We start from the raw sequence: 24,101 nt of genomic DNA on the forward strand, positions 1-24,101 counted from the left end.
CGGGGCAGGGTCAGGCAGGTCAAGAGGTGTGTGTGACACGCAGTGTTTCCTTACGGGCTCCGGGACGCGCGCGCCCCGAGGACCAGGTCGCGAGACCCGGTCCGGGTGGACAGGACTGAGCACGCGACACTGCGTACGAAGAGTGTGGGATGGCGCAGGCCCTCCCGGAACGGGTAGGCAGGAGGGACGCGCCGTCGACAACTCTACCCTCACGTAAGGGTAGGGTTGCAACATGGGCAACCCCGACACGTCGACCACCGAGCACATCGGCGCCGTCGCCGAGCGCACCGGTCTCTCCCTGCGCACCCTGCGGCACTGGGACGAGGTCGGCCTCGTCACGCCGTCGGGCCGCACGGACGGCGGGTTCCGCCTCTACACCGAGTCGGACGTCGAGCGGATCCTGCTGGTGCGCCGCATGAAGCCGCTCGGCTTCTCCCTCGACGAGATGGCAGACCTGCTCGACGTCACCGATCGGCTTGCCGCCGGACAGGCCGTCGGGGCCGACGGCGTCGTCCTGCGCGACCGGCTGGACCAGTTCGTCGTGACCGCACGTGAGCGCCGGGCCGACCTGGCGCGCAAGCTCGACATGGCCGACGAGCTGATCACGCTCCTCGCCGCGCTCTGACCCCACCACCGCGAGGCCGTGCGCGGGACCCTGAGGTCGGGCAGGTAGGGTGGCTGTCAGGTGTGCCGGGAAGTCTGGTCGGCGTGGACCGGCCGCGCGCCGGTCCGGTTCAGCTGACCCCACCGGCCCGAGAGGACCCTTGTGCCCCGCACCACCTCCACCCTCCCTTTCCTCCAGCGACTGCGTAGCTGGGTATCGCGCGAGACCACCGGCGGTGCGCTCCTGATCGGGGCAGCCCTCGTGGCGCTGCTGTGGGCCAACTCTCCGTGGCGTGAGGCGTACGCGTCGCTGTCCGCGGCGGTGGTCGGTCCCGCCGCCCTCGGACCGATCCCCGTCCACCTCGATCTGTCGCTGGCCACCTGGGCTGCCGACGGGCTGCTCGCGATCTTCTTCTTCGTGGTCGGGGTCGAGCTCAAGCACGAGTTCGTCGCCGGGAGCCTGCGCAACCCGCGGGAGGCCGGCGTACCGATGATCGCCGCGGTGGGCGGCATGGCCGTACCCGCCCTGGTCTACGCCGGCGTGGTGGTCGCACTCGGCGACCCGGGCGCCCTGCACGGGTGGGCCATCCCGACCGCCACCGACATCGCGTTCGCCCTGGGTGTCCTGGCGATCTTCGGGCGCGGTCTCCCGGTCGCGATCCGTACGTTCCTGCTCACGCTCGCCGTCGTGGACGACCTGCTGGCGATCATCGTGATCGCCGTCTTCTACACCGAGTCGATCCACTGGTGGTCGCTCGCCGGTGCGCTGGTGTGCGTGGCGCTGTTCGCCTGGCACGTCCGGTCGCGCACACCCCGCTGGTTCGTCCTGCTGCCGCTCGCGATGGTCGCGTGGACCCTGATGCACTCCTCGGGTGTGCACGCGACCGTGGCCGGCGTGCTGCTCGGCTTCACCGTCCCGGCGATCGCGATGCGCGGCGAGCCGGAGTCCCGCACCCACGCGTTCGAGCACGCGGTCCGGCCCTTCTCGCAGGGACTCGCGCTGCCCGTGTTCGCGTTCTTCGCCGCGGGCGTCTCCCTGGTCGACGGCGACGGTGCCGGTGCGCTGTTCGGGCAACCGGTCGTGCTGGCGATCACCGCCGGGCTGGTGCTGGGCAAGCTCGTCGGCGTGCTCGGGGCCACGGCTCTGGTCACGCGCCTGACCCCCTTGCGCCTGCCGGCGGGTATCGGTGTGCGCGACCTGCTGCCCGTCGGGTTCCTGGCCGGGATCGGGTTCACGGTGTCGCTGCTGATCAGCGAGCTGTCGTTCGGCGACGCCGAGCACGCCGACGGCGCCAAGGTCGCGATCCTCGGCGCCTCGGTGCTCGCCGCGATCCTCGGTGCGGTCTCGCTGCGCTGGGACGCCCGGCGTGCCCGCGCCGCTGACATGAACCTCGACGGGGTGGACGACGTCGTCGAGGGCTACATCGGGGACGTCAAGGACCGCGAGACCCACTGAGCGGCCGGCCCCGGTCGGCGCCTCACACGTTGGTCAGGCGCCGCCAGGCGTGGACGACGGCGGCGGCGCCGAGCGGGGCCATCGCTGCGGCGAGCATCAGGTGCGGCGGGCCGACGGCGGCCGCGGCATCCGCTCCGCCCATGCCCGCCCACAGCGACGGCGCGGCGTAGGGGAACCAGGTGCCGCCGAGCAGCACCACGATCTGGGTGAACGCGACCATGCCGACCAGTGCGCCGACCGTGCCGATCTGGCTGCGGGTCACGGTCGCCACCCAGGCGAACGGCAGCGCCAGGCCACCGCCGAGCAGCCCGGCGGCGACGGCGTCCCGCGCTCCGGTCCATGCCGCGAAGGGTTCGCCCGATACCCCGGCGACGACCGCCGAGACAGCCGTCGTCACGGCGACGGCCAGCACCACGCACGACGTGATCCAGGCCAGCGCGACCAGGCACTTGGCCAGGGCGACGGTGCCGCGCGGCACGGCCAGCCCGAACAGCGCCCCGGCGGTGCCGCTCTCCAGCTCGCGCCCGAACGACCACGCGACGAAGAACCCGCCGGCGGCCAGGGCTGCGACGGAGAGGACCTGGCCGCACACCAGCAGGTGTGTCGTGGCGAGATCGCCGGTCGCGTAGTCGGCGAGCTTGGCCGCCGTCGGACCGACGGCCTGCGGCGACCGCGCGAGCGCGACCATCCCGACGCTGCCGAGCGGGACGAGCAGCACGAGCAGCGCGGTCGCGATGCGGGCGACGGTCGAGCGGCGGAGCTTGAGCGTCTCGACGGCCAGGGCGGCGCGGAGCGCGGTACCGGCGGTCATGTCAGGCTCCCGCTGCCGGCTGCGTGAGTGGTGTCGGCGTCCAGGACCATGGCGAAGAACCGCTGCTCCAGGTCCGTTCCGCCGGGCTCCAGGCGCCCGACGTCACGCCCGCCGTGCAGCACGACTATCTCGTCGGCGACCCGGGCGACCTCGTCGAGGTGGTGGCTCGAGACGAGGACCGCCGCGCCGTCGTCGGCCAGGCCGCGGACCAGCTCGCGGACCAGGACGACGCCCTGCGGGTCGAGGGCGCTGGTCGGTTCGTCGAGGATCAGCGCCGTGGGTCGGTGGAGGGTCGCGCAGGCCGTCCCGAGGCGCTGGCGGTTGCCCGTCGAGAGTGCGCCGGCCCGGGTGTGGCGCCACGGGTCCAGCCCCGCTCGGCCGACGGCGGCGTCAGCTACTGATGCGGCGGCGTGCCGCGCCAGGCCGTGCAGGCGGGCGGCGCAACGGAGGTTCTCGGTCACGGTCAGCTCCGGGTGGACCAGCGGTGCGTCGACCACGTGGCCGAACCGTCCGGCGACGTCGACGGGCATGTCGGCCGGGTCGTGGCCGAGGATCCTGGCCGCGCCGTGCGTGGGGCGCAGGCGACCGGTCAGCGCGCGCAGCGCCGTCGTCTTGCCCGCGCCGTTGAGGCCGATCAGGGCGGTGACCCGGCCGGGTAGGACGGTCAGCGTGAGGTGATCGAGGGCCGCTCTGCCGCCGAAGGTGTGCGAGACGTCGTCGAGCAGCAGCGCGGGCGCGGTCATGAGGCGGCTCCTGCCGGTGCGAGGTGTGCCAGGGCGCGGCGGACGAGGTCGGAGAGGGTGACGTCGCCGGGTGCCGAGCCCCAGGCCAGGAGGGCCGTCGTCGTGGCGGCGAGGCAGGCGGAGGTGGCGATGGCCGCGTCGAGCCGCTCGACGCCGTCGCCGACGAGACGCTCCACGATCGCCTCCTGCGTGGCGTCGGTGCCGACGGCTACGGCGGCGCGGAGCGACGGTGACCGCGCGACGAGGGCCACCCGGCGCCTCGCCGTCGCGTCCTCGGTGGGCGTGATGTCGCCGAGGGCGGCGAGCAGGCCGCGCCGGGTGCGCTCCAGGGGCGGCAGGTCGGCCGGCTGGGCCGCCACCGCTTCCGCGATGAGGGGGTCGTACGGGTCGGTGACCAGCACGGCGTCCTTGGTGGCGAAGTGCCGGAAGAACGTCATCGGGGTGACGTCGGCGGCCTCGGCGATCTGGTTCACCGTCGTGGCGTCGTAGCCCTGGCGCTCGAAGAGGTCGAGCGCGGCATCGAGGATGCGGGCCCGGGTGCGGAGCGTGCGGGGTGTGACCACAGCACAATGTTAGTCACTAACATTGTGCTCGCCAAGCCCTGTCTCAGCCGATGATCGGCGCGCTCTCCGGGAGCCGGTACAGGCGCCCGCGGGCCCGGAGGACCAGGGTGGTGCCGAGCGTGATCGGCCCGAGCCGCCCGATGAACATCAGGACGCAGAGCACTACCTGGTGGTACCAGGCGAGCTGTGCCGTGATCCCCGTGGACAGGCCTGTCGTGGTGAACGCGGACGTCACCTCGAACAGGATCTCGTCGACCTGGAACGGCGACAGCGCCGTCATCCACAGGGAGGGCAGGACCACCATCGCCACCGCCAGCAGGGCCAGGGTCAGTGCCTGCCGCTGGGTGGCCAGCGAGATGCGCCGGTCGAAGACGCCGGCGTCGGGGTCGCCGCGCAGCTCCGACCAGATCACCACCGCCAGCACGGCGAACGTCGTCACCTTGATGCCGCCGGCCGTTCCTGCCGAGCCGCCCCCGATGAACATCAGGATGATCGTGCCGAGCCAGGTCTCCGTGTGCATCTCACCGGTGGCTACGGAGTTGAACCCGGCCGTGCGGGCGTTGGCGGACTGGGTGAACGCCGCCAGGACTCGGCCCCCGGTGTCCAGCGCACCCATGGTCGCGGCGTTGTCCCACTCCGTGACCAGGAAGAACCCGGTGCCGCCCACCAGCAGGAACCCGGTCATCAGCAGCGTGATCTTGGTGTGCAGGCTCCAGCGCGTCGGGCGGGGTCGCCCGCGCAGCAGCTCCAGGATCACCGGCAGCCCCAGGCCGCCGATGATCGTGGCGGCAGCGATGGGCACGCAGATCCACGGGTCGGCCACGAAGTCCATCAGCGACAGCGAGAAGAGCGCGAAGCCCGCGTTGTTGTAGGCCGAGACGGCATGGAACACGCCGTCCCACAGCGCCCTGCCCAGCGGCTCGTCGTAGGCGACGGCGAAGCGAAGGGTCAGGACCAGCGCGACGACGGCCTCCACGACGAACGCGATCACGACGACCCGGACCAGCGTCCGCCGCACGTCCCCCACGCCCACCGTGCGGGTCGACGCCGCGGCGACCAGCCGGGAGCTGAGGTCCAGGCGCCGCGAGACCAGGACGCCGAGCAGCGACGCGACAGTCATCACGCCGAGGCCGCCGATCTGGATCAGCACCAGGATCACCGCCTGGCCGAACCCGGACCAGAACACCGGCGTGTCCGTGACGATCAGCCCGGTCACGCACGCGGCCGACGTCGCGGTGAACAGCGCCTCCATGAACGACGCCGGCTCGCCGGCGGCCGAGACGGGGAGCAGCAGGAGCAGCGTGCCGACCGCTATCGCGCCGACGAAGCTGACGATCACGAGCTGGCCGGGCCGTCGCCGCAGAGCCGCACCCCGGCTCTTCTCGTGACCTGCCGAGCTGCTGAACCTCATCCGACCACTGCCGCCTTTCCTCGCCACCCCGACGTCATGCGCCGCGCCCGCACCGCCGCGGTGCCCGACGCCACCGTAGCCTCTCGCTCGCCGGCCTACCCGCAAGGAAGATCCCTTGACCGTCGGCGAGTTTCAGTCGATAGTGAAACAACTGATATCGGAGGTGGCATGGATCCCGAGGACCCCGTGCTCGAGTGGGTCGAGCGCGTCTCGATGTACCTGGCCGGCGACGGTGTCCCGCCGATCGCCGGGCGGGTGCTGGGCTGGCTGATGGTGTGCGACCCGCCGGAGCAGTCGGCAGGACAGATCAGCGACGCGATCGGCGCCAGCCGCGCCTCCCTCACGTCGAACCTGCGCCTGCTGACCACCATGGGTTTCCTGAGCTCGCGGACCAGGCCCGGCAACCGCACCACGTACTACCGGATGGCGGACGACGCGTGGTCCATCGTGGTCCGGCGGCAGATCGAGGCCATGGCGTCCTTCCTCGACCTCAGCCGCGACGGCATCGCCCTGGCCGGTCCGGGCAACGACGACCGGGTGCGCCAGGCGCACCGGACCTTCGAGTGGATGGGCGCGGCGTTCGCTGCCGCTCCGCCGCTCACCGCAGTGCCGCGCACCACCAGCTCGGCAGAGCCCGACGACGAGGAGAAGAAGCGATGACCGGACACGCGATAGTCGTCGGGGGCGGCATCGGCGGACTGGCCACCGCCGTGGCGCTGCGCCGGATCGGCTGGCGCGCCACGGTGCTGGAGCGCGCGCCCGAGCTCGGCGAGGTCGGCGCGGGCATGTCCCAGGCGCCGAACGCGCTGCGCGCTCTGGCCGAGCTCGGCCTCGAGGCGGAGGCCCGCGCCGTCGGCGTCCCGACCTTCTCGGCGAGCAACCTGCGCCGGTCCGACGGCCGCTACCTGCAGCGTGCCCAGCCCGGCGACCCGACGCCGCTGCTCGGGTTCCACCGTGCCGACCTGCACCGTGTCCTGCTCGACGCCGTGCCCGCCGACTGGCTGCACACGGATGCCGAGGTTACGGACGTGCGGCAGGACGGCGACGGCGTGACCGTCGTGGCCGGAGGCGCGCGGTACCGGGCGGACCTGGTGGTCGGCGCCGACGGGATCCGCAGCGCGGTCCGGACCGTCCTCTGGCCCGACGCCGAGCCGCCCCGCCATCTGGGGCGCACGGCGTGGCTCGGCGTCACCGACGTCGCGGGCCTGCCCGGCGACCTCACCGGGAGCGTCACCCTGGGGAACGGCGACCTCTTCCTCATCCACCCGGTGTCGCGAGGACGGGCGTACTGGGCGCTCCTCACGGCCGAACCCAGGGCGGACGTGCGGTACGACGACGAGAAGGCCGCCGCACTGGACCGGGTAGGGGACTGGCACCAGCCGGTGCCCGACCTGATCGGCGCGACACCGGACGCTGCGGTGATCCGCACCGACATCCGTGAGCTCCCGCCGCTACCCACCTACGTCCGCGGGCGAGCTGTGCTGGTCGGTGACGCGGCGCACGCCATGAGCCCCGACCGCGGGCAGGGCGCCGGGCACACCCTCGAGGACGCGGTGGTGCTCGCCCACACCCTCGCGACCGCGCCCACGGTCGACGCCGCACTGGCGCGCTACGACGCGGAACGTCGCCCGCGTGACCAGGCCACCGCCCGTGGTGCCCGGAGCGACGGCGCCCGGACCACCTCCCGTGCCGGGCAGCGCGTCCTGGCGGAGATGGTCCGGCTCATGCCTGCTGCCGTCTGGCGCAAGGGCCTCGCGCCGGACGGCAACCCCACCTGGCGCTGGCGGCCACCCGAGCTCCCGGTGCGGAGCAGCTGACCACCACCGCGATCAGCTCGCCCGCGCGACGGCGATGTTGGTGTTCCCGCGCCGGCCGGCCTCGTAGAACATATGGAGCCGCCCGCCCTCCTCGGCGAAGCTCGGCGCCGCGGCCCGGGTCGCCACCGGCTCGGTGTACAGGACGCCGAGGTGGTTCTCGCGGTCGAAGCTCGTGCCCACGTGGGCGACGTGGATCGAGCCGCTGCCGCCGTGGTAGACCACGTGGCCGCCGCCGTTCCGGGACCAGTAGTGGGCTCCGGAGAGCTGGCCGCCCTCGCCCGCGGCGGGCGAGATCAGCGGTTCGGGCTTGAACTGCCAGCCCGAGGCCAGCTGGTGCGACCACCCGATGAAGATCTTCCGGGTACCCGACTGGTTGCCCATGAACAGCATGACGTACATGCCGGGCCGAGACGGGTGCGGGAACACCCGCGCGTAGGAGGACTCGCTGACGTTGGAAGGCAGCATCCCCGTGGTGAGCACCGTGCCGCCGTAGGTGAAGCCGCGCCCGTCGGCGGACGTGGCGACCCTGGTGGTGGTGTTCTCCCCGTGGAAGTACAGGTAGACCCTGCCGTCCGCGGCGTTCCAGAGCGCGTGCGGGCTCGAGACGTGGCTCACCGAGTAGTGGGGCGACCAGGTGCGGGCGATGATCGGGTTGCCCGGGTGCTCCCGCCAGGGGCCCGCGAGGGAGTCGGCGTACGCGAGGCAGATCCCGCCGGGCGCGTCGTGCGGGGCGTAGTACATGTACCAGGCGCCGAGCGGGTTCTGCACCCGCCCGGCGACGTGCAGGATCGACGGGAAGATGAGCTCGCCGGTCGGGTTGTAGGCGAGCGCCGACTTGTCCAGGGCCGCGCCGAGGCGGGTGAAGGTCGGAAAGCCCGGCACCGCCGCGCTGGCCGGGGCGGCGATGCCCAGGGCGGCGGCCGAGCCGAGCACCGTCGCGCCCACGAGCAGGCTTCGCCGGTCCAGCAGGGGCTCTCGGTTCGAGTCCGGTCGGTTCGAGTCCGGTCGGTTCGATCTCATGATGACTCCAGTCCGGCCCGGGCGACCGCCACCGCGCTACGGTGGGCGACGGCGTGAGGATGCCGCGCCGGGCCAATCGGGATCGAATCTGTGGCCGGCGGTGTCTCGCGGTCAAGATGATCATGAGGATCTTCAGCAGTCATGCGGATCCTCGGCAGATCGTCGCCGGTCAGGACCCCCGCGGCGCCGGACCCGACGACTCGCGCAGCACCAGCTCGGTGGGCAGCCTGATCTGCTCGGCGTCCTGCACCGAGCGCCCGGCGAACTGGTCGATCAGGAGCTCCACGGCCAGCCGGCCGGCATGCGCGCCCGGCCCGCCGAGCGTCGTCAGCGACGGGTGGACGAAGTCGGCGGCGAAGATGTCGTCGAACCCGACCACGCTCACGTCGTCGGGCACGCGGACGCCGCGCTGGGTGAGCCTGCGGATGACGCCGAACGCCAGCAGGTCGTTGTGCGCGACGATCGCCGTCGCGTCGGTACGCAGCGCGCCGTCGGCCGCGACGCCACCGTTCGCGACGTTCGGCGTGTACGGGCCGACCCGGTGCGCGGTCATGCCGTGCTCCTCGGCCCCGGCGCTCAGCGCCGCCCACCGCACGGCGCCCATCCAGGAACCGGGCGGCCCGGCGCAGTAGGTCAGGCTCCGGTGCCCGAGCGAGGCCAGGTGCTCCAGGATCTGCTGGCAGCCCGCGCCGACGGCGAGTGCCACGCTGGTCAGGCCGGTGAGCTCACGGTTGAGCAGGACGACGCGGTGCCGGCCGGCCAGGGCGACCAGGTCGTCGTCGGCGAGCCGGCTCGCGGCGAGGACGAACCCGTCGACGGTGGGTGCCAGGTCGCGGATCTGGCCCTCCTCGACCCGCTGCGACTCCTCGGCGTTGACGATGACGAGCGTGACGTCGGACGCCCTGGCGCGCTGCTCCGCGCCGCGGATGAGCTCGAAGAAGTGCGGGTTCGTGATGTCGGACAGCACCATCGCGATGGTGCGGTGCCGCCCGCCCGGCAGCGCGCGGTTCTGCGGGCTGTGCTGGTACCCGAGCTCGGACGCGGCGGCGAGCACCCGTTGCCGGGTCGCCTCGTTGACCCGGCCGGGCTTGTTGAAGGTGCGCGAGACCGTCGACGCGGCCACGCCTGCCGCCTTCGCGACGTCGTAGATCGTGGGCTGCACCTGGGCATCTAGCCACACGCGCGGCAATTTTGGCAACTGCTTGCACAAGTTGTCGGGTGGTTTCTACTGTCGCCGCAGTGACGACGCCACATGCCGACGTGTGGTGGCGACCGCGCCGCACACCGAGGTGTGGCTCAACGGAAGGGGAACCGTCACGATGTACGTGAACCGGGTATGAACCAGGGTGTGCAGCGCCTCGTCAAGGTGCTCACGGCCGTCGAGCTGACGATCGCGGGCCTGGCCGGGGCCATGATCTTCGTGCTCATCCTGTTCCAGGCGGTGCAGCGCTATCTGCCGCTGCCGCAGGTCGTCTGGACCGGTGAGCTGTCGCAGTTCGCGCTGATCTGGCTGACCTTCGTCGCGGCAGGCGTGCTGGTCACCCGCAACGGGCACATCGCGCTGCAGCTGGTGGACAGCTTGCCCAGCCCCACGACGGTCCGGATCGTGCAGACGTTCGCGTCGGCCCTCGTCGCGCTGATCGCCGCCGGGTTCAGCTGGGCGTGCTGGGAGCTCGTGTCCTCCGCCGGGTTCCTGACCTCGCCGGCGCTCGGCCTGCCGATGTCCTGGGTGTACGCGATCGCACTGATCGGTCTGGTGAGCGCGACGATCCGGGCCGCCGTCAGCGCCGTGCAGGTAGCGCGGTCCGGGCCCATCACCGAAGGCGAGGCCGAGCGATGACCGTGCTGCTGCTCCTCGTCACGATCCTGGCGCTGCTGGCCCTCCGGGTGCCGGTCGCGTTCGCGTTTCTCGGTCCTGGCCTGGCCTACCTGCTCATCGAGGGTCAGTCGCTCGGTCTGCCGATGCGGCTGGTCGCCGACGCGACGGGCAACTTCGTGCTGCTGGCGGTGCCGCTGTTCATCCTGCTCGGGGTGGTGGCCAACCACGCGGGTATCGCGGACCGCCTCTTCGACTTCGCCCTCGCCCTGTTCGGCCGGGTTCGCGGCGGGCTCGGGTACGTGAGCGTCGGCGTCAGCCTCGGCTTCTCCTGGATGAGCGGCTCCGCGGTGGCCGACGCCGCGGCTCTCAGCAAGGTGGAGATCCCGCCGATGCTGCGCGCCGGGTACTCCCGCAGGTTCGGCCTCGGCGTCGTCGGGGCGTCCGCGCTCATCGCGCCGGTCATGCCGCCCAGCATCCCGGCGGTGATCTTCGCCGGGCAGGCGTCCGTCTCGACGGGGGCGCTCTTCGCCGCCTCGGTGGTGCCCGCGCTGCTGATGGTGGCCGGGCTGTGCGTCGTGGTGTTCCTGCTGGTGCGTCGCCAGCCCGAGATCCGGCACGTCGGGTTCTCCTGGGCGCGTGTCGCCGAGACCGGCAAACGGGTGGTGCTGCCGCTCGGGGCGCCGGTGGTGATCCTCGGTGGCATCCTGGGCGGGCTCTTCACGCCGACCGAGGCCGCCGCGGTCGGCGCCGCGTACATGATGGTTCTCGGCTTCGGCTACCGCCGGCTGAAGCTCCGGGACCTGCCGAAGATCCTCGTCGAGACCGTGCTGACGACGGCGTCGATCATGCTCATCGTCGCCTCGGCGGCACTGCTCGGGTACGTCCTGGCCAAGGAGCGGGTGCCGCAGGAGCTGACCCAGCTGGTGCTCGGCATCACCGGCGACGGCACGGTGTTCCTGCTGCTGGTCATGCTCCTGATGCTGCTGCTCGGCACGGTCATCGACGCGACGGCCACCCTGGTGCTGGTCGTGCCGATCCTGATGCCGATCGCCCTGACCCTGGGGGTGGACCCGATCCTGCTCGGCGTCGTGATGATCGTCTCGCTGATGATCGGCCTGCTCACGCCCCCGGTGGGCACCGTGCTCTACGTCCTCAGCTCCACCCAGAAGGTGCCGGTCGGCGAGGTGTTCCGCGGCGTGCTGCCCTTCCTCGTGCCGCTGTTCCTGGTCTGCCTGCTGATCATCTTCTTCCCCGGGCTCGCCACCTGGCTACCTGCACAGCTCGGTCTGTGACCGCTCCGCTCACCATCGTCCGACGACGACGTCGGCGTGAACCGAAAGGACTCATCATGACCTTCCACCGCACCACCGCCGCGAGCGCGGCCGTGGTCCTGCCCCTGGTGCTGCTGACCGCATGCGGCGGCTCCGGTGACGATCCCGGCGCCGCCGGGGGCAGCCAGGTCGAGCTGACGCTCGCCCACAGCTACACCGAGGACCAGCCGCAGCACATCTGCGGTGCGCAGGTGATCAAGGAGGAGGCCGAGGCGGCCGACGTCGGGATCACCGTCGAGGTGTACGCCAGCAGCCAGCTCGGCGGGGACGCCGACCGGATCGCGTCGGTGCAGTCGGGCGACGTCGACATCGACATCCAGGGCGCCTCCGCGCTGGCCGCGGTCTACGAGCCGGCCGGCGTCATCGATGCGGCCTACGGGTTCGACGACGCGGCACACCTGGACCAGTTCTTCACCGACGGCTCCGCCGACCCGCTCGAGGCGGACTTCAAGGAGGCCTCGGGCGGTGTGTCGATCCTCGGCGCCTGGTCCGCCGGAGCTCGCCAGTTCACCGCGAACAAGGCCATCCGGGAACCCTCCGATCTGGAGGGCCTGCGGATGCGTTTCCCGGGCTCCGGGCAGTTCTTGCTCAACGCGCAGGCGCTCGGCGCGGAGCCCACCGAGGTCGCGTACGAGGAGCTCTACCTCGCGCTGCAGCAGGGCGTGGTCGAGGGCCAGGAGAACCCCCTGACCAACATCTCCGCCAGCAACCTGGTGGAGGTGCAGGACTACGTGAGCATGTCCGCGCACCAGCAGAACTCGAACCTGATCGTGGTCGCGCCGTCGTACGACTCGGAGCTGAGCGACGAGCAGCGGACGGCGTTGGAGGACGCCGTCGCGGCCGCCGTCGAGCAGATGCCCGGCTGCGTCGAGGAGGCAGAGCAGGAGATCCTCGACGGCTGGGAGCAGGAGGGCACCGTCGAGATCGTCGACGACGTCGACCAGGAGGCCTTCGCGCAGCAGACCGACGCGTGGTTCCGCGAGAACCTCGAGGGCGACTCGCTGGCGGTCTACGAGGCCATGCGGAGCTCCGCACAGTGACGCCGGACTCGTCCAGCAGCCCGGGCGGCGCCGCTGTTCCGACCTATCAGGGTCGGATCGGTGGTGCCGACCTGGGATGGACGCTGACGCACGAGCATCTGTTCGTGCTCGCCCCGGAGCTCGACGGCGACTATCCCCACCCCGAGTGGGACGCCGGCGAGGCGGTCGACACCGCCGTCCGTGGTCTGGACGAGCTGTACCGGCTTGGTGTGCGGACCGTCGTCGACCTGACCGTTCCGGGGCTGGGGCGGGACGTGGCCCTGGTACGGCGGGTCGCGGAGCGGACGCCGGTCCACCTGGTGGCCGCCACCGGCTGGTACACCGACGACGTCCTGCCGCCGTACTTCCGGACCCACGGCCCGGGCCGGCTCGTGGGTGGCCCGGACCCGCTGGCCGGGATGTTCCGCCGGGACGTGACGGTGGGCATCGGCGGCAGCGAGGTCCGAGCGGGAGTGATCAAGGTGGTCACCGGTGCGCCGGGGCTGACTCCCGACGTCACGCGGGTCATGGAGGCCGCTGTGCAGGTGCACGGTGAGACGGGCGTGCCGATCAGCACCCACAGCGACCCGGCACGCGGCACCGGCCTCGACCAGGCCCGGTTCTTCACGGAGCGGGGCGTCGACCTCGCGCGTCTGGTCATCGGGCACAGCGGGGACGGTGAGGACCTCGACCACCTCCTGGCCCTGCTCGACACCGGGGTCACGCTCGGGATGGACCGGTTCGGGATGGCCCATACCGGCGACGACGAGAAGCGGATCGGCACGGTCCTGGAGCTCCTCGCCCGGGGATACGCGAGCCAGCTCGTGCTGTCCCAGGACTGCGCGTACTTCAGCCGGGTCACGCCGCCGTCCTGGCGTCGCGAGCACACGCCGTCCTGGACCCACGACCACCTCAGCCTGCGGATCATCCCGCGCCTCGTCGAGGCGGGCGCCGAACCGCGCGACGTCGAGCGGATGATGGTGGACAACCCCCGCCGGCTTCTCGCGGGCGAGACGAGCGAGCAGGTGAGCGAGCGATGAGCGACCGCTACCGGGTGGCGCTCCTCGGGAACGGCATCAAGCTGTCGCTCTCGCCCGCGCTGCACATGGAAGAGGCCCGTCACCTCGGCCTCGACTACGAGTACCGGACGGTCGACCTCATCGACCGCCCGGACGTCGACCTGGGCGCCGAGCTGCGCCGGCTGGAGGACACCGGGTTCGACGCGGCCAACGTGACCCACCCGTTCAAGCAGACAGTGCTCGAGCACGTGGCGGACCTCAGCCCGACAGTGCGCCGGCTCGGGTCCGCCAACCTGGTGCTGCTCGGCAACGGCCACCGCACCGCGCACAACACCGACCGCACCGGCTTCCGCGCCGCCCTGGAGAGCTTCTTGTCTGACGGCGCTGACGGCGCTGACGGCGCTGACGGCGCTGACGGCGCCGGCCGCGCGGCGTCCGGCACCGTGCTCCAGATCGGTGCCGGGGGTGCCGGGCTCGCCACCGCGTCGGCGCTGATCGACATGGGGTTCGACCGGATAGTCGTGCACGACGTCGTCCCGGCGGCGGTCGAGGCGATGCTCGACCGCTTCTCCGACGCTTCCTCCGGTGCAGTCTCTGATGCGGCCCCCCGTACCAGCCCGACCCTGCTGCAAGGCAGCGGCGGCTCGCTCGACGACTGGCTGCCCCGCGTCGACGGCGTCGTCCACGTCACCCCGGTCGGCATGACTGAGCACCCCGGCATCGCGTTCGACGTCGACCGGTTGCGTCCGGACGCGTGGGTGGCCGAGGTCGTCTATCGCCCTCTGGAGACCGAGCTGGTGCGCCGTGCTCGCGCGCGCGGCCTCGCGACTCTCGACGGTGGTGGGATGGCGGTGGGGCAGGCAGTGGAGAGCCTGCGCCTGATCACCGGCCTCGACCCCGACACCGACCGCATGCACGCCCACTTCAACCGGCTCGTCACCGGGGTGACCACGTCGTGACACAGGCTCCCGTATCTCACCGAAGCGGACGACCCGGAGACACCTTGCGAACCATCCACATCCTCAACGGCCCCAACCTGAACCTCCTCGGCACGCGCGAGCCCGGCATCTACGGCACCACGACGCTCGCCGACGTCGAGAGCCGGTGCGCCGAGGTCGCGACCGCGCTGGGCGGACGGGCCGACTGCCGCCGGACCAACCACGAGGGGCAGCTCGTCGACTGGCTCCAGGAGATCGGTCGGGAGGTGGCCGAGGGCCGCAGCGTCGGCGTCGTGCTGAACCCCGGGGGGTACACCCACACCTCCGTGGCGATCCGCGATGCGATAGCCGGCGTGCAGGTGCCCGTGGTCGAGGTGCACATCACCAACGTCCACGCCCGCGAGGAGTTCCGGCAGCACTCCTTCGTGACGCCGGTGGCCCGGGGAGTGATCGCCGGGCTGGGACCGGTCGGGTACGAGCTGGCGATTCGCGCACTGATGGAGAGCTGACATGCGCAAGTCGATCGCCACGGTGTGCCTCAGCGGCAGCCTGGAGGACAAGCTCTACGCGTGCGCCGACGCCGGGTTCGACGGCGTCGAGATCTTCGAGTCCGACCTCGTGGTCAGCGACCGCAGCCCCGAGGAGATCCGTGCCCTGGCGGACCGGCTCGGCCTGGGCCTCGACCTCTACCAGCCGTTCCGTGACTTCGAGGGCGTCACGCCCGACCTGCTCGAGGAGAACCTGCGCCGGGCGCGGGCGAGGTTCGAGACGATGCGGCGCCTCGGGACCGACACCGTGCTGGTCTGCAGCAACGTGGCGACCGCGACCATCGATTCCGACGAGGTCGCGGCCGAGCAGCTGCGGTGCCTGGGCGACCTCGCGGCGTCGTACGGGATCCGGGTCGCCTACGAGGCGCTGGCGTGGGGCCGGTACGTGGACGACTACCGGCGTTCGTGGCGGATCGCGGAGCTGGCCGACCACGAGGCCGTCGGCGTCTGCCTCGACAGCTTCCACATCCTCTCCCGCGGTCACGACCCGGCCGGGATCGAGAAGATCCCCGGCGAGAAGATCTTCTTCGTCCAGCTCGCCGACGCGCCCGACCTGAGCATGGACGTGCTCTCCTGGAGCCGCCACTACAGGCTCTTCCCGGGCGAGGGCGTGTGGGACCTCGGCCGCTTCGTGACCCACCTGACCCGCGCGGGCTACGCCGGCCCGCTGTCGTTGGAGGCCTTCAACGACGTCTTCCGGCAGACCGACACCCGGTGGACCGCCGAGCACGCCCTGCGCTCGCTCGTCTGGCTGGAGGACCGGGCGGCCCGGCTCCTGGACGACGGCGGTGCCGGTGCCGGCGCCGTCGGGCTCGAGCGGATCGCCGACGTCGACGTGCCCACCGGCTACGACTACGTGGAGGTCAAGGCCGAGGACACGAGCGAGGTGGAAGCGCTGCTCGATCAGCTCGGGCTGACGTTCCGCGGCCAGCACCGCACCAAGCAGGTCCGGCTGTGGTCGTCCGGCGATGCGCGGATAGTGCTCAACGAGCAGCACGCGCGCGACCGGGAACCGCACCTGGCGGGTATCGGCCTGGGCGTGGCGGACGCCTCGGTGGCGAGCGATCGGGCTCGTGCCCTGGCCGTGCACGCGGCACCGCGCCGGACCCAGGCCGGTGAGCTCGACCTTGCGGGGTTCGTCGCTCCCAGCGGGCTCGAGGTGTTCCTCAACGATCGCCGCACCGACGCCGAGACGGGGGAGGAGCCGGCCTGGGTCGCCGAGTTCGGCCGCGGTCGGCCCGGCGGAGGCGGGGAGATCACCGGCGTCGACCACATCAACGTCTCGCACGGCTGGGACGCCCACGACGAGGCGGTGCTCTTCTACACGAGCGTGCTCGGCCTGGAGAAGCCGACCGTGACCGAGGCCGCCGGACCCCAGGGCCTGGTCCGCAGCCAGGTCATGCGTACCCCGAGCGGCGCGGTCCGGATCTCGCTGAACGTCGCGCCCATCGGTGTCACGCATCCCGAACATGTCGCGCTGGCCTGCACCGACGTCGTGACGGTCGCCCGGCGGGCCCGGGAACGCGGGCTGCGTCCTGTGCCGGTGCCGGACAATTACTACGACGACCTGAGGGCCAGGTTCGGGCTCGACGAGGCGACGCTGGCTCTCCTGCGGGAGCACCAGCTCATGTACGACCGGACCGAGACGGGCGAGTTCTGGCACTTCTACACGCCGCGCGTCGGCCGCGTCTGCTTCGAGCTGGTCCAGCGGATCGGCGGGTACGACGTCTACGCCACCGACAACACCCCGGTCCTGCTGGCCGCCCAGGACCGGCTGGACAGAAGCGCGCGACAGGGCGGGAGGACGGCATGACACGAGAGGCGGCGTCCGAGACGCAGGCGCAGCTCAGCGCGGAGATCGAGGCCGGGCACGACGCGTATCAGAAGGGTGTGCGGGAGGGCGCGCCGGAGGAGTTCGGTCCGCGGCGCGACTGGCCGCCGTACCGCAGCTCGCTGCTGCGGCACCCGACCAAGGACCTGCACCACGCCGACCCGGAGACCATCGAGCTGTTCGCGCCCGTCTTCGGGGAGCGGGACATCGGTGCGCTGGAGGCGGACCTGACGGTGCAGCACAACGGCGAGCCGATCGGGGAGCGCATGGTCGTGCGCGGCCGGGTGGTCGACGGGGAGGGCCGGCCGGTGCGGCGTCAGCTCGTGGAGGTCTGGCAGGCCAACGCCGCTGGCCGGTACGTCCACAAGCGTGACCAGCACCCGGCGCCGATCGACCCGAACTTCACCGGGATCGGGCGGATGCTGACCGACGACGACGGCTGGTACCGGTTCCAGACGATCAAGCCGGGCCCTTATCCGTGGAAGAACCACTTCAACGCGTGGCGTCCGGCGCACATCCACTTCTCGTTGTTCGGGCGGGAGATCACCCAGCGGATCGTGACCCAGATGTACTTCCCGGGGGACCCGCTGTTCCCGCTGGACCCGATCTACCAGTCGATCCAGGACCCGCGGGCGCGCGAGCGGCTCGTGGCGACCTACGACCACGATGTCTCGCAGCACGAGTGGGCCACCGGGTACCGGTGGGACATCGTGCTGACCGGGTCGTACCGCACCTGGACCGAGCCGGAGGACGGCGATGAGTGAGCCCGCCACGAAGGACCTGCTGCCGCCGACGCCGGGACAGACCGTGGGGCCGTTCTTCGGCTACGCGCTGCCGTACGCACGCGGCAACGAGCTGGTCGAGCCTGGCACACCGGGTGCCGTCCGCCTGCACGGGACCGTGTACGACGGCGCGGGCGCACCGGTCCCCGACGCGCTGGTCGAGATCTGGCAGGCCGACCCCGCCGGGAAGGTCGTCGAACGTTCCGGCTCGCTGCTCCGGGACGGCACGTTCACCGGGTGGGGCCGCGCCGAGACCGACCGCGAGGGCGGGTACTGGTTCCGCACGCTGCACCCGGGCGCTACCGAGCCGGGCCGGGCGCCGTTCTTCGCCGTGACGGTCTTCGCCCGCGGGCTGCAGGACCGGCTGTTCACGCGCGCCTACCTGCCGGACGCCGAGTCGCTCGCCACCGACCCGTTGCTCGCCTCTCTCGATCCCGGACGCCGCGCCACGCTGGTCACGACCCGTGAGCCCGACGACGCACTGCGCTTCGACATCGGCCTGCAGGCCGGCGCGCAGTGCGAGGAGACCGTGTTCCTGACCTACGACCCGGCCCCCGAGGCCGGAAAGGACGGTGTCGATGCCTGACGTCGGCCTGCTGACGCCCGGCGCGGACCTCACCCCCGGCTCACCGGGCGCGGTCACCGACGACGTGGCGGTGCTGCGCGCGATGCTCCACGTCGAGGCGGCGTGGGTGCGGGTCGTCACGAGGCACCGCGGCCTGGACCCGAGTCGCCTGGGTGGCGCGGACATCGACGCCGTCGTCGACCGCCTGGCCGGTGCGGACGACGCCGCGCTCGCCCTCGCGACCAGGATCGCCAGGGCGGGCGGCGCCGGGGCGAACCCCGTCATCCCGCTGGTCGCCGTGCTGCGGGAGGCGGCGGGGCCGCATCTCGCGCCCATCGTGCACACCGGGCTCACGTCCCAGGACGTGCTCGACACGGCACTCGTCCTCGTGCTGCGCGACGCCGCCCGCGTCGTCCGCGCGGACCTGAGCCGGGCCGCGACCGCCGTTGCCCGTCTGGCCGTGGAGCACCGCGGCCAGGCAGCGCTCGGCCGCACCCTCGCCCAGGCTGCCGTGCCGACCACGCTCGGGGCACGGTTCGCGGGCTGGCTGCAGGGCATCCTGGCCGCGCGGGCCTTCCTCGCGGAGGCCGCCGACGCGCTCCCGCTCGCCTACGGCGGCGCGGCGGGCGAGCTGTCCGGCGTGAGCGACATGGCCGACGGCGACCCGGTGGCCGACGGAGATCCCTTCGCGCTCGTCGAGGCCTGGGGGGCGGAGCTCGGGCTGCCCGTCGGGCCCGGGCCGTGGCACGTGGCGCGCACGCCCGTCGTCCGGATCGCGTCGGCGCTCGCGGAGACGTGCGCGGCGCTCGGCAAGTCGGCGAACGACGTCCTGCAGGCCGTGCGGCCAGGGGTCGGCGAGCTGCGGGAGCCGGGCGCGCCGGGCCGCGGGACGTCGTCGACCATGGCGCACAAGCGCAACCCGGTGCTGTCGGTGCTGGTGCGGCGCTCGGCGATCGCCGCGCCGCACCTGGCGGCGCAGGTGCTCACCGCAGCGGGCCTCGCCGTCGACGAGCGGTCCGACGGCGCGTGGCACGCCGAGTGGCCCGCCCTGCAGCAGCTCGCGCGGCACGCTGTCGCGTCGGCGCACGTGGCCGCGGAGCTGCTGGAGGGTCTCGAGGTGGACACCGACGCCGTCGACCGGAACCTGCGGGCCGGCCTGCCCGACGTCGGACGGGCGCCCGATGTGGGGGCGGCGGCCGCGGTGGTGGACCGGGTGCTCGGCCGGTTCGGCCGGGCGAGCGAAGGCGGGCCGTGACCGCGCGGCCCCGGCTGGGCGCCGTCGAGCTCATGCTGCGTGACGCGACGCGTCCGCTGCTGGTCCTCGGCCCTTCGCTGGGCACCTCGGTGGCGGCGCTCTGGTCGGACGCGGCGGGGCTGCTGGGGGATGACGTCGACGTGGTCGGCTGGGATCTGCCCGGCCACGGCACCGCCCCGTCGCCCACGCCCGGTGAGCTCGACGGGCTCACCATGGGCGACCTCGCGTCCGCCGTCCTCGGCGTGGTCGAGCGGGCACAGGCCCGGCGCGGTGACTCCGGCGCGCCGTTCTGGTACGCAGGAGTCTCGGTCGGCGGCGCGGTCGGCCAGCGGCTGCTGCTGGACGCGCCCGGCCGGGTGCTCGGCGCCGCGCTCATCTGCACCGCCACACGGTTCGGCGAACCGACCGCATGGGCCGAGCGCGCCGACCTGGTGCAGCGGGCGGGCACCCCGACCCAGGTGGAGGCGGCGGCCGGACGGTGGTTCGCCCCGGGGTTCCTGGACCGTGGCCCGGAGGTCGCCCTGCGGCTCCTGGCCGACCTGCAGAGCGCGGACCGGTTCGGTTACGCCGCGGTCTGCCGGGCGCTGGGCGGCCACGACCTGCGGGGGCGGCTCGGCGTCGTCGGCGTCCCCGTCGTGGCGATAGCGGGCGCGGCGGACCGGGCGACGACGCCCGCGCAGCTGGCGGAGATCGCGCAGGCCGTCCCCGGGGCCCGGCTGACGGTGCTGGACGGGGCGGCGCACCTGGTGCCGGCCGAGCGGCCGCAGACGATCGCCGTCCTGGTCAGGGAGCTGGTGGAGGGGTGGGTGGCGGCATGACCGACCGCCCGGGTGCTTTCGGATCCGGCGAGGACCAGCGCCGCGAGGACGGCACTACCGTGCGGCGCGAGGTGCTCGGCGACGCGCACGTGGACCGCGCCGTCGCGGGCACCACACCGTTCACGGCCGACTTCCAGGACCTGATCACCCGGTACGCGTGGGGCGAGATCTGGACGCGGCCCGGGCTGGACCGACGGAGCCGGTCGATGATCACGCTGACGGCCCTGGTCGCGGGCGGCCACTGGGAGGAGCTGGCGATGCACGTACGCGCTGCCGTGCGCAACGGGCTGAGCGTCGACGAGATCGGGGAGGTGCTGCTCCAGACCGCGGTCTACTGCTCGGTACCGAGTGCCAACCGCGCGTTCAGGATCGCCCAGGAGGTGCTGGGCGAGGACGGGCTGGTCTGAGTTCGTGGGGACGGCCCAGGCCGCGACCTGCCGGGGGCTTCAGCAGATCGCGGCCTGGAGAGGTCCGGTACGGTCCGGCGCTATGTCCGGGTGCGGTTGACGAGGCCGATGACCACGCTGGCCACGAGCACGATCACACCGATCCAGATGAGGAACTGGCCGATCTCGGTGGCGACACCGAGAACCACGAGAACCACGCCTACCAGGACGAGAATGAGCCACGATGGCATGTTGATCTCCTTCTTCCTCACAGCGCGCTGTCGCGCCGTGCTGTGATCGACACTGCTCCTGTTCCCAGTTACTCGCATCTCGGGCATATGAGGCATTCTCGTGAGGCGCCCTCGGTCGGTGTCACACCGCGGGCGGCGGGAGCGCCGGGCCGTGGTGGCCACCGGCGGGCGGCGCTCCCCAGCGATACCGCAGGGAGACCATCCGCAGGGCGAACACCACCGCGGCGATCGCCGTCCCGGTGCCGACACCGAACCAGTCCGCCCAGGAGGTGAGGCTGGTCAGCGCCGCACCGATCAGCGCGGGGATCGCGTACAGGCCTCGGGCGCGGAAGATCTGCGGCACGTCGTTGGCGACCACGTCGCGGATCACGCCGCCGCCGACGGCGGTGACCACGCCGAGGATCGCGGCCGCCGTCGGGTTCATGCCCGCCGCGAGGGCCACCAGCGTGCCGGTGACGGAGAACAGGGCCATGCCCGCGGCGTCGAAGGTGAGCAGGAGGTCGTGGAAGCGCTGCACGGCGTGGGCGAAGAAGTACACGACCACGGCTGCGAGGACCGGCGGGACGAGGTAGATCGGCGAGTCGAACGCGCGGGGCACGCCGTCGTCGAGGATCACGTCCCGCAGGATGCCTCCGCCGAGGCCGACGCAGGTGCCCAGCAGGAGCGAGCCGACGATGTCGAACTGGCGCCGGACGGCGAGCAGCGAGCCCGACACCGCGAAGAAGAAGACGCCCAGGAGGTCCAGGGCGAGCGACGTCCACGCCACGTGGAGCTCCTTTCCGGGGGAAACGCCTGACAGGTCAGTCTCTGACGGGCAAGTCTAGAGCGGAACGAGGCGATCAGCTCTGGTCGAGCCCGAGCACCCGGCGCGCGTTGCCCGCGTACAGGGCGGGCAGCAGGTGCGCGGGCAGGTCGGCGCCGGCGATCTGCCAGCGGCCCTGGGGCGGGATCTCGTCGCCCGGCGTGTAGTCGAAGCACTCGTCGTCGGTCTCGAGGAAGCGGAGGTAGACCTCGAGCTGCTCGGGGGAGAGCGGGAAGGCGTCGGTGCCGAAGAGCACGCGGTCGGGGAACGCCTCGACGAGCCGGCGGAATCGCCGGGGCTGCCGGCCCAGCTCGCCGAGCCGGCCCGCGATGTCGACGACCAGGTTCGGCGCCGCGCGCAGCAGCCGCTCGACGCGGTCGAGGTCCTCGGCGACGCAGCCGACGTGCGCCCCGATGTACCGCGTGCCGGGTGTCGCGACGAGCAGCCGCTCGAAGGAGTCCAGGAGCTGGTCGAAGGACGGGTAGCGGTCGCGGTCGGCGAACGACCAGTCGGGCTGGCCGGCGAGCTCGTCGAGCCGTTCGTTGTGCGCGTCCAGCGGCTCGAAGAACGCCTTCGGGTCGGCGACGTGGATCAGGACGGGCAGCCCGAGCTCGCCGGCCAGGGCGAGCACGTCGACCACGCGCCGGTCGTCCGGCGCGACGAGCTCGCCGTCGGGCCCCAGGACCGTCAGGCCGACGTTCTTCCACACCTTGACCCCGCGGGCGCCGCGTGCGGCGCTGTCGCGCAGCTGGTCCTGGATCTGGCGCTCCCCGCCGGGGTGGCGCAGGAGGGTCCAGTCGACCTGGCAGAACGTCACGAACCGTCCCGGGTGGGCGCGGTCGTACCGGTCGAGGTTGGCCTCCAGCTCGTCGCCCCACAGCCCGTCGAGGTTGACGACGGTCGCCAGGCCGGCGTCGTCCATCATCCGGAGCAGCTCCGCGACGTCGGGTGCGCACCAGTCGGTGGTGAGCCAGCGTCCGAGGTGGTTGTGCACGTCGATCGCGGGCACCGACGCGCGCGAGACGTGCGTGGCGGGCACGCTGACCTGGGGACGCGGGGCCCAGTCGACGAGCCGGAGGTCCGGCACCGAGACGGTGGTGGGGCCCGTGGCTCCCAGGGGGCTGTGGTCGTGGCTCATAACTGGCTCCTCGGCGACGGTGCTGGAAAGTGCTCGACGTGAGCGGGACGTCCCCGAGGATCGAGCATGCGTGAGCAGATTGCCGACTTGTTACGCGATTCAATCACTCAGAGTGATCGAGTTCGCCAGTCTTGGTGACTGCCGCGCAACTGTCGAGCACGATGGGCGTCGACGGGGCCGAGCAGTCGGCGCCGACCACGGCGCCCGGCAGCGGGCGCCCCGGACGACGACAGGAAGCCGCACGTGAGCATCAGCACCACCACCGACCGTGAGATCCGCAGCCAGCCCGAGGTCTGGGCACGCGCAGTCGCCGCGGCGGGGAAGGGCGCGCGGGTGCTCGGCCGGCCGGGCGAACGGGTCCTGCTGCTCGGTTGCGGCACCAGCGCGTTCGTCGCCGAGTCCATCGCCGTCCTGCGCGAGCGGGCCGGGCACGGCGAGACCGACGCCGCCTACGCGTCGGAGTGGACGCCGGGCCGCACCTACGACCGCGTGGTCGTGATCAGCCGGTCGGGGACCACGAGCGAGGTGCTCGAGGCGCTCGCCCTCGTTCCCGCGGGCACGGTCCGGGCGGCAGTCGTCGGCGTGGCCGGCTCCCCGGTGGCCGACGCCGCCGAGGAGGTGCTCGTGCTGGACTTCGCGGACGAGGAGTCGGTGGTCCAGACGCGCTTCCCGACGTCGGTCCTGGCGCTGGCGCGCACCGGGTTCGGCGAGGACCTGTCGCCGGTGCTGGCCCAGGCAGCTGAGGTGCTCGCCGCGCCGCTCCCCGTGGAGCCCGCGCGGTTCGACCACTTCGTCTTCCTCGGCCGGTCCTGGAGCTTCGGGCTCGCCCAGGAGGCCGCGCTCAAGATCCGCGAGGCGGCACAGGCCTGGTCGGAGTCCTACCCGGCGCTCGACTACCGCCACGGACCCGTAGCCGTGGCGGGGGAGAGCAGCCTGGTGACGCTCTTCGGTGCCGCCGACCCGGCGCTCGCCGCCGACATCGAGCGCACGGGCGCCACCGTCCAGCACTGGGACCTCGATCCGCTGGTCCAGCTGGTGCAGGCGCAGCGCCTCGCCGTCGAGCTCGCGAGGGCGCGCGGGCTGGACGCGGACCACCCCCGGCACCTGACCCGTTCGGTGGTGCTCAGCTGAGCTGAGCACGCACGTCTGACAGCACTGCCAGCAAGAGACAACCC

At 72.5% G+C, this 24,101-nt stretch carries 26 protein-coding genes; 17 read left to right on the forward strand and 9 right to left on the reverse strand.

Annotated features, from left to right (window positions below; translation table 11 throughout):
* The first annotated feature begins 232 nt into the window (after window positions 1–232).
* Window positions 233–625: a MerR family transcriptional regulator gene (locus tag ACQEVI_RS22560; protein ID WP_432903102.1), complete on the forward strand. Its 393-nt coding sequence runs from the start codon at window positions 233–235 to the stop codon at window positions 623–625.
* A 141-nt stretch (window positions 626–766) separates the two neighbouring features.
* A complete protein-coding gene (gene nhaA / locus ACQEVI_RS22565; protein ID WP_432903105.1) occupies window positions 767–2,059 on the forward strand; it encodes a Na+/H+ antiporter NhaA in 1,293 nt (430 codons plus the stop codon).
* Between the two features lie 22 nt (window positions 2,060–2,081).
* On the opposite strand, the gene ACQEVI_RS22570 is transcribed toward nhaA, so the two are convergent.
* The 4 genes from ACQEVI_RS22570 to ACQEVI_RS22585 are packed head-to-tail and all read right to left on the reverse strand — an operon-like array spanning window position 2,082 to window position 5,587.
* On the reverse strand, window positions 2,082–2,870 hold the full coding sequence (locus ACQEVI_RS22570; protein ID WP_432903107.1) for an ABC transporter permease: 789 nt from the start codon (window positions 2,868–2,870) through the stop codon (window positions 2,082–2,084).
* A complete protein-coding gene (locus tag ACQEVI_RS22575; RefSeq protein ID WP_432903109.1) occupies window positions 2,867–3,613 on the reverse strand; it encodes an ABC transporter ATP-binding protein in 747 nt (248 codons plus the stop codon). Before ACQEVI_RS22575 ends, ACQEVI_RS22570 begins: the two co-directional genes overlap by 4 nt.
* The gene (locus ACQEVI_RS22580) at window positions 3,610–4,176 is read right to left on the reverse strand and encodes a TetR/AcrR family transcriptional regulator (RefSeq protein ID WP_432903112.1); all 567 of its coding nucleotides are present in this window, start codon (window positions 4,174–4,176) and stop codon (window positions 3,610–3,612) included. The genes ACQEVI_RS22575 and ACQEVI_RS22580 overlap by 4 nt, the downstream gene beginning before the upstream one ends.
* Window positions 4,177–4,219: 43 nt before the next feature.
* Entirely contained in the window at window positions 4,220–5,587 is a 1,368-nt protein-coding gene (locus ACQEVI_RS22585) for a TrkH family potassium uptake protein (protein ID WP_432903116.1), read from the reverse strand.
* Between the two features lie 168 nt (window positions 5,588–5,755).
* On the opposite strand from ACQEVI_RS22585, the gene ACQEVI_RS22590 reads away from it, so the two are divergent.
* Together ACQEVI_RS22590 and ACQEVI_RS22595 are read left to right on the forward strand one after the other, a co-directional pair.
* On the forward strand, window positions 5,756–6,247 hold the full coding sequence (locus ACQEVI_RS22590; protein ID WP_432903119.1) for a GbsR/MarR family transcriptional regulator: 492 nt from the start codon (window positions 5,756–5,758) through the stop codon (window positions 6,245–6,247).
* Window positions 6,244–7,404 carry an FAD-dependent monooxygenase gene (locus tag ACQEVI_RS22595; RefSeq protein ID WP_432903121.1) on the forward strand — a complete coding sequence of 387 codons (1,161 nt, stop codon included), beginning with the start codon at window positions 6,244–6,246 and terminating at the stop codon, window positions 7,402–7,404. Before ACQEVI_RS22590 ends, ACQEVI_RS22595 begins: the two co-directional genes overlap by 4 nt.
* A 12-nt stretch (window positions 7,405–7,416) precedes the next feature.
* On the opposite strand, the gene ACQEVI_RS22600 is transcribed toward ACQEVI_RS22595, so the two are convergent.
* On the reverse strand, window positions 7,417–8,424 hold the full coding sequence (locus tag ACQEVI_RS22600; protein WP_432903124.1) for a hypothetical protein: 1,008 nt from the start codon (window positions 8,422–8,424) through the stop codon (window positions 7,417–7,419).
* Window positions 8,425–8,593: 169 nt separating this feature from the next.
* Window positions 8,594–9,586, reverse strand: a complete 993-nt coding sequence (locus ACQEVI_RS22605; RefSeq protein WP_432903127.1) for a LacI family DNA-binding transcriptional regulator — start codon at window positions 9,584–9,586, stop codon at window positions 8,594–8,596.
* A 174-nt stretch (window positions 9,587–9,760) separates the two neighbouring features.
* Here ACQEVI_RS22605 and ACQEVI_RS22610 point away from each other — a divergent pair, with 174 nt between their 5' ends.
* Genes ACQEVI_RS22610 through pcaC form a run of 12 tightly spaced genes read left to right on the forward strand, consistent with a single transcriptional unit; the run spans window position 9,761 to window position 20,756 of the window.
* A complete protein-coding gene (locus ACQEVI_RS22610; protein WP_432903130.1) occupies window positions 9,761–10,264 on the forward strand; it encodes a TRAP transporter small permease in 504 nt (167 codons plus the stop codon).
* A complete protein-coding gene (locus ACQEVI_RS22615; RefSeq protein WP_432903133.1) occupies window positions 10,261–11,535 on the forward strand; it encodes a TRAP transporter large permease in 1,275 nt (424 codons plus the stop codon). The genes ACQEVI_RS22610 and ACQEVI_RS22615 overlap by 4 nt, the downstream gene beginning before the upstream one ends.
* Before the next feature lie 56 nt (window positions 11,536–11,591).
* Complete coding sequence (locus ACQEVI_RS22620; protein WP_432903136.1) at window positions 11,592–12,614, forward strand: DctP family TRAP transporter solute-binding subunit; 1,023 nt, start codon at window positions 11,592–11,594, stop codon at window positions 12,612–12,614.
* Window positions 12,611–13,633 carry a phosphotriesterase family protein gene (locus ACQEVI_RS22625; protein WP_432903139.1) on the forward strand — a complete coding sequence of 341 codons (1,023 nt, stop codon included), beginning with the start codon at window positions 12,611–12,613 and terminating at the stop codon, window positions 13,631–13,633. Before ACQEVI_RS22620 ends, ACQEVI_RS22625 begins: the two co-directional genes overlap by 4 nt.
* Window positions 13,630–14,571, forward strand: a complete 942-nt coding sequence (locus ACQEVI_RS22630) for a shikimate dehydrogenase (RefSeq protein WP_432903142.1) — start codon at window positions 13,630–13,632, stop codon at window positions 14,569–14,571. The genes ACQEVI_RS22625 and ACQEVI_RS22630 overlap by 4 nt, the downstream gene beginning before the upstream one ends.
* Window positions 14,568–15,059 carry a type II 3-dehydroquinate dehydratase gene (gene aroQ, locus ACQEVI_RS22635; RefSeq protein WP_432903145.1) on the forward strand — a complete coding sequence of 164 codons (492 nt, stop codon included), beginning with the start codon at window positions 14,568–14,570 and terminating at the stop codon, window positions 15,057–15,059. The genes ACQEVI_RS22630 and aroQ overlap by 4 nt, the downstream gene beginning before the upstream one ends.
* A 1-nt stretch (window position 15,060) precedes the next feature.
* Window positions 15,061–16,911, forward strand: coding sequence for a bifunctional sugar phosphate isomerase/epimerase/4-hydroxyphenylpyruvate dioxygenase family protein (locus tag ACQEVI_RS22640; protein WP_432903148.1), 1,851 nt, complete (start codon window positions 15,061–15,063; stop codon window positions 16,909–16,911).
* Window positions 16,908–17,693 (forward strand): protocatechuate 3,4-dioxygenase subunit beta, encoded by a 786-nt coding sequence (gene pcaH, locus ACQEVI_RS22645; RefSeq protein WP_432903151.1) that lies wholly within the window; start codon window positions 16,908–16,910, stop codon window positions 17,691–17,693. The genes ACQEVI_RS22640 and pcaH overlap by 4 nt, the downstream gene beginning before the upstream one ends.
* Window positions 17,686–18,297: a protocatechuate 3,4-dioxygenase subunit alpha gene (gene pcaG, locus ACQEVI_RS22650; protein WP_432903154.1), complete on the forward strand. Its 612-nt coding sequence runs from the start codon at window positions 17,686–17,688 to the stop codon at window positions 18,295–18,297. The genes pcaH and pcaG overlap by 8 nt, the downstream gene beginning before the upstream one ends.
* Window positions 18,290–19,531, forward strand: a complete 1,242-nt coding sequence (locus ACQEVI_RS22655) for a lyase family protein (RefSeq protein WP_432903156.1) — start codon at window positions 18,290–18,292, stop codon at window positions 19,529–19,531. The genes pcaG and ACQEVI_RS22655 overlap by 8 nt, the downstream gene beginning before the upstream one ends.
* Complete coding sequence (locus tag ACQEVI_RS22660) at window positions 19,528–20,349, forward strand: alpha/beta fold hydrolase (protein WP_432903158.1); 822 nt, start codon at window positions 19,528–19,530, stop codon at window positions 20,347–20,349. Before ACQEVI_RS22655 ends, ACQEVI_RS22660 begins: the two co-directional genes overlap by 4 nt.
* A complete protein-coding gene (pcaC, locus tag ACQEVI_RS22665; protein ID WP_432903161.1) occupies window positions 20,346–20,756 on the forward strand; it encodes a 4-carboxymuconolactone decarboxylase in 411 nt (136 codons plus the stop codon). The genes ACQEVI_RS22660 and pcaC overlap by 4 nt, the downstream gene beginning before the upstream one ends.
* A gap of 80 nt (window positions 20,757–20,836) precedes the next feature.
* Here pcaC and ACQEVI_RS22670 read toward each other — a convergent pair whose 3' ends face one another.
* From ACQEVI_RS22670 to ACQEVI_RS22680, 3 genes are all read right to left on the reverse strand, one after another.
* Window positions 20,837–20,986, reverse strand: coding sequence for a hypothetical protein (locus ACQEVI_RS22670; protein WP_432903164.1), 150 nt, complete (start codon window positions 20,984–20,986; stop codon window positions 20,837–20,839).
* A gap of 121 nt (window positions 20,987–21,107) precedes the next feature.
* Window positions 21,108–21,752 carry a trimeric intracellular cation channel family protein gene (locus ACQEVI_RS22675; RefSeq protein ID WP_432903167.1) on the reverse strand — a complete coding sequence of 215 codons (645 nt, stop codon included), beginning with the start codon at window positions 21,750–21,752 and terminating at the stop codon, window positions 21,108–21,110.
* A 73-nt stretch (window positions 21,753–21,825) separates the two neighbouring features.
* Window positions 21,826–22,926 (reverse strand): amidohydrolase family protein, encoded by a 1,101-nt coding sequence (locus ACQEVI_RS22680; RefSeq protein WP_432903170.1) that lies wholly within the window; start codon window positions 22,924–22,926, stop codon window positions 21,826–21,828.
* 243 nt (window positions 22,927–23,169) lie between these two features.
* Between ACQEVI_RS22680 and ACQEVI_RS22685 the strand changes: the two genes are divergently transcribed.
* Window positions 23,170–24,057 carry an SIS domain-containing protein gene (locus tag ACQEVI_RS22685; protein ID WP_432903173.1) on the forward strand — a complete coding sequence of 296 codons (888 nt, stop codon included), beginning with the start codon at window positions 23,170–23,172 and terminating at the stop codon, window positions 24,055–24,057.
* Window positions 24,058–24,101 lie beyond the last annotated feature (44 nt).

This window comes from Promicromonospora sp. CA-289599 (assembly GCF_050936155.1).
GTDB lineage: Bacteria > Actinomycetota > Actinomycetes > Actinomycetales > Cellulomonadaceae > Promicromonospora.

What these genes read in the sequence shown, in the direction of transcription:
- ACQEVI_RS22560 (WP_432903102.1), top strand. Translation starts at nt 233, where the DNA reads ATGGGCAACCCCGACACGTCGACCACCGAGCACATCGGCGCCGTCGCC.
- ACQEVI_RS22570 (WP_432903107.1), bottom strand. Translation starts at nt 2,870, where the DNA reads ATGACCGCCGGTACCGCGCTCCGCGCCGCCCTGGCCGTCGAGACGCTC.
- ACQEVI_RS22575 (WP_432903109.1), bottom strand. Translation starts at nt 3,613, where the DNA reads ATGACCGCGCCCGCGCTGCTGCTCGACGACGTCTCGCACACCTTCGGC.
- ACQEVI_RS22585 (WP_432903116.1), bottom strand. Translation starts at nt 5,587, where the DNA reads ATGAGGTTCAGCAGCTCGGCAGGTCACGAGAAGAGCCGGGGTGCGGCT.
- ACQEVI_RS22590 (WP_432903119.1), top strand. Translation starts at nt 5,756, where the DNA reads ATGGATCCCGAGGACCCCGTGCTCGAGTGGGTCGAGCGCGTCTCGATG.
- ACQEVI_RS22595 (WP_432903121.1), top strand. Translation starts at nt 6,244, where the DNA reads ATGACCGGACACGCGATAGTCGTCGGGGGCGGCATCGGCGGACTGGCC.
- ACQEVI_RS22600 (WP_432903124.1), bottom strand. Translation starts at nt 8,424, where the DNA reads ATGAGATCGAACCGACCGGACTCGAACCGACCGGACTCGAACCGAGAG.
- ACQEVI_RS22610 (WP_432903130.1), top strand. Translation starts at nt 9,761, where the DNA reads ATGAACCAGGGTGTGCAGCGCCTCGTCAAGGTGCTCACGGCCGTCGAG.
- ACQEVI_RS22615 (WP_432903133.1), top strand. Translation starts at nt 10,261, where the DNA reads ATGACCGTGCTGCTGCTCCTCGTCACGATCCTGGCGCTGCTGGCCCTC.
- ACQEVI_RS22620 (WP_432903136.1), top strand. Translation starts at nt 11,592, where the DNA reads ATGACCTTCCACCGCACCACCGCCGCGAGCGCGGCCGTGGTCCTGCCC.
- ACQEVI_RS22630 (WP_432903142.1), top strand. Translation starts at nt 13,630, where the DNA reads ATGAGCGACCGCTACCGGGTGGCGCTCCTCGGGAACGGCATCAAGCTG.
- ACQEVI_RS22640 (WP_432903148.1), top strand. Translation starts at nt 15,061, where the DNA reads ATGCGCAAGTCGATCGCCACGGTGTGCCTCAGCGGCAGCCTGGAGGAC.
- pcaH (WP_432903151.1), top strand. Translation starts at nt 16,908, where the DNA reads ATGACACGAGAGGCGGCGTCCGAGACGCAGGCGCAGCTCAGCGCGGAG.
- pcaG (WP_432903154.1), top strand. Translation starts at nt 17,686, where the DNA reads ATGAGTGAGCCCGCCACGAAGGACCTGCTGCCGCCGACGCCGGGACAG.
- ACQEVI_RS22655 (WP_432903156.1), top strand. Translation starts at nt 18,290, where the DNA reads ATGCCTGACGTCGGCCTGCTGACGCCCGGCGCGGACCTCACCCCCGGC.
- pcaC (WP_432903161.1), top strand. Translation starts at nt 20,346, where the DNA reads ATGACCGACCGCCCGGGTGCTTTCGGATCCGGCGAGGACCAGCGCCGC.
- ACQEVI_RS22670 (WP_432903164.1), bottom strand. Translation starts at nt 20,986, where the DNA reads ATGCCATCGTGGCTCATTCTCGTCCTGGTAGGCGTGGTTCTCGTGGTT.
- ACQEVI_RS22680 (WP_432903170.1), bottom strand. Translation starts at nt 22,926, where the DNA reads ATGAGCCACGACCACAGCCCCCTGGGAGCCACGGGCCCCACCACCGTC.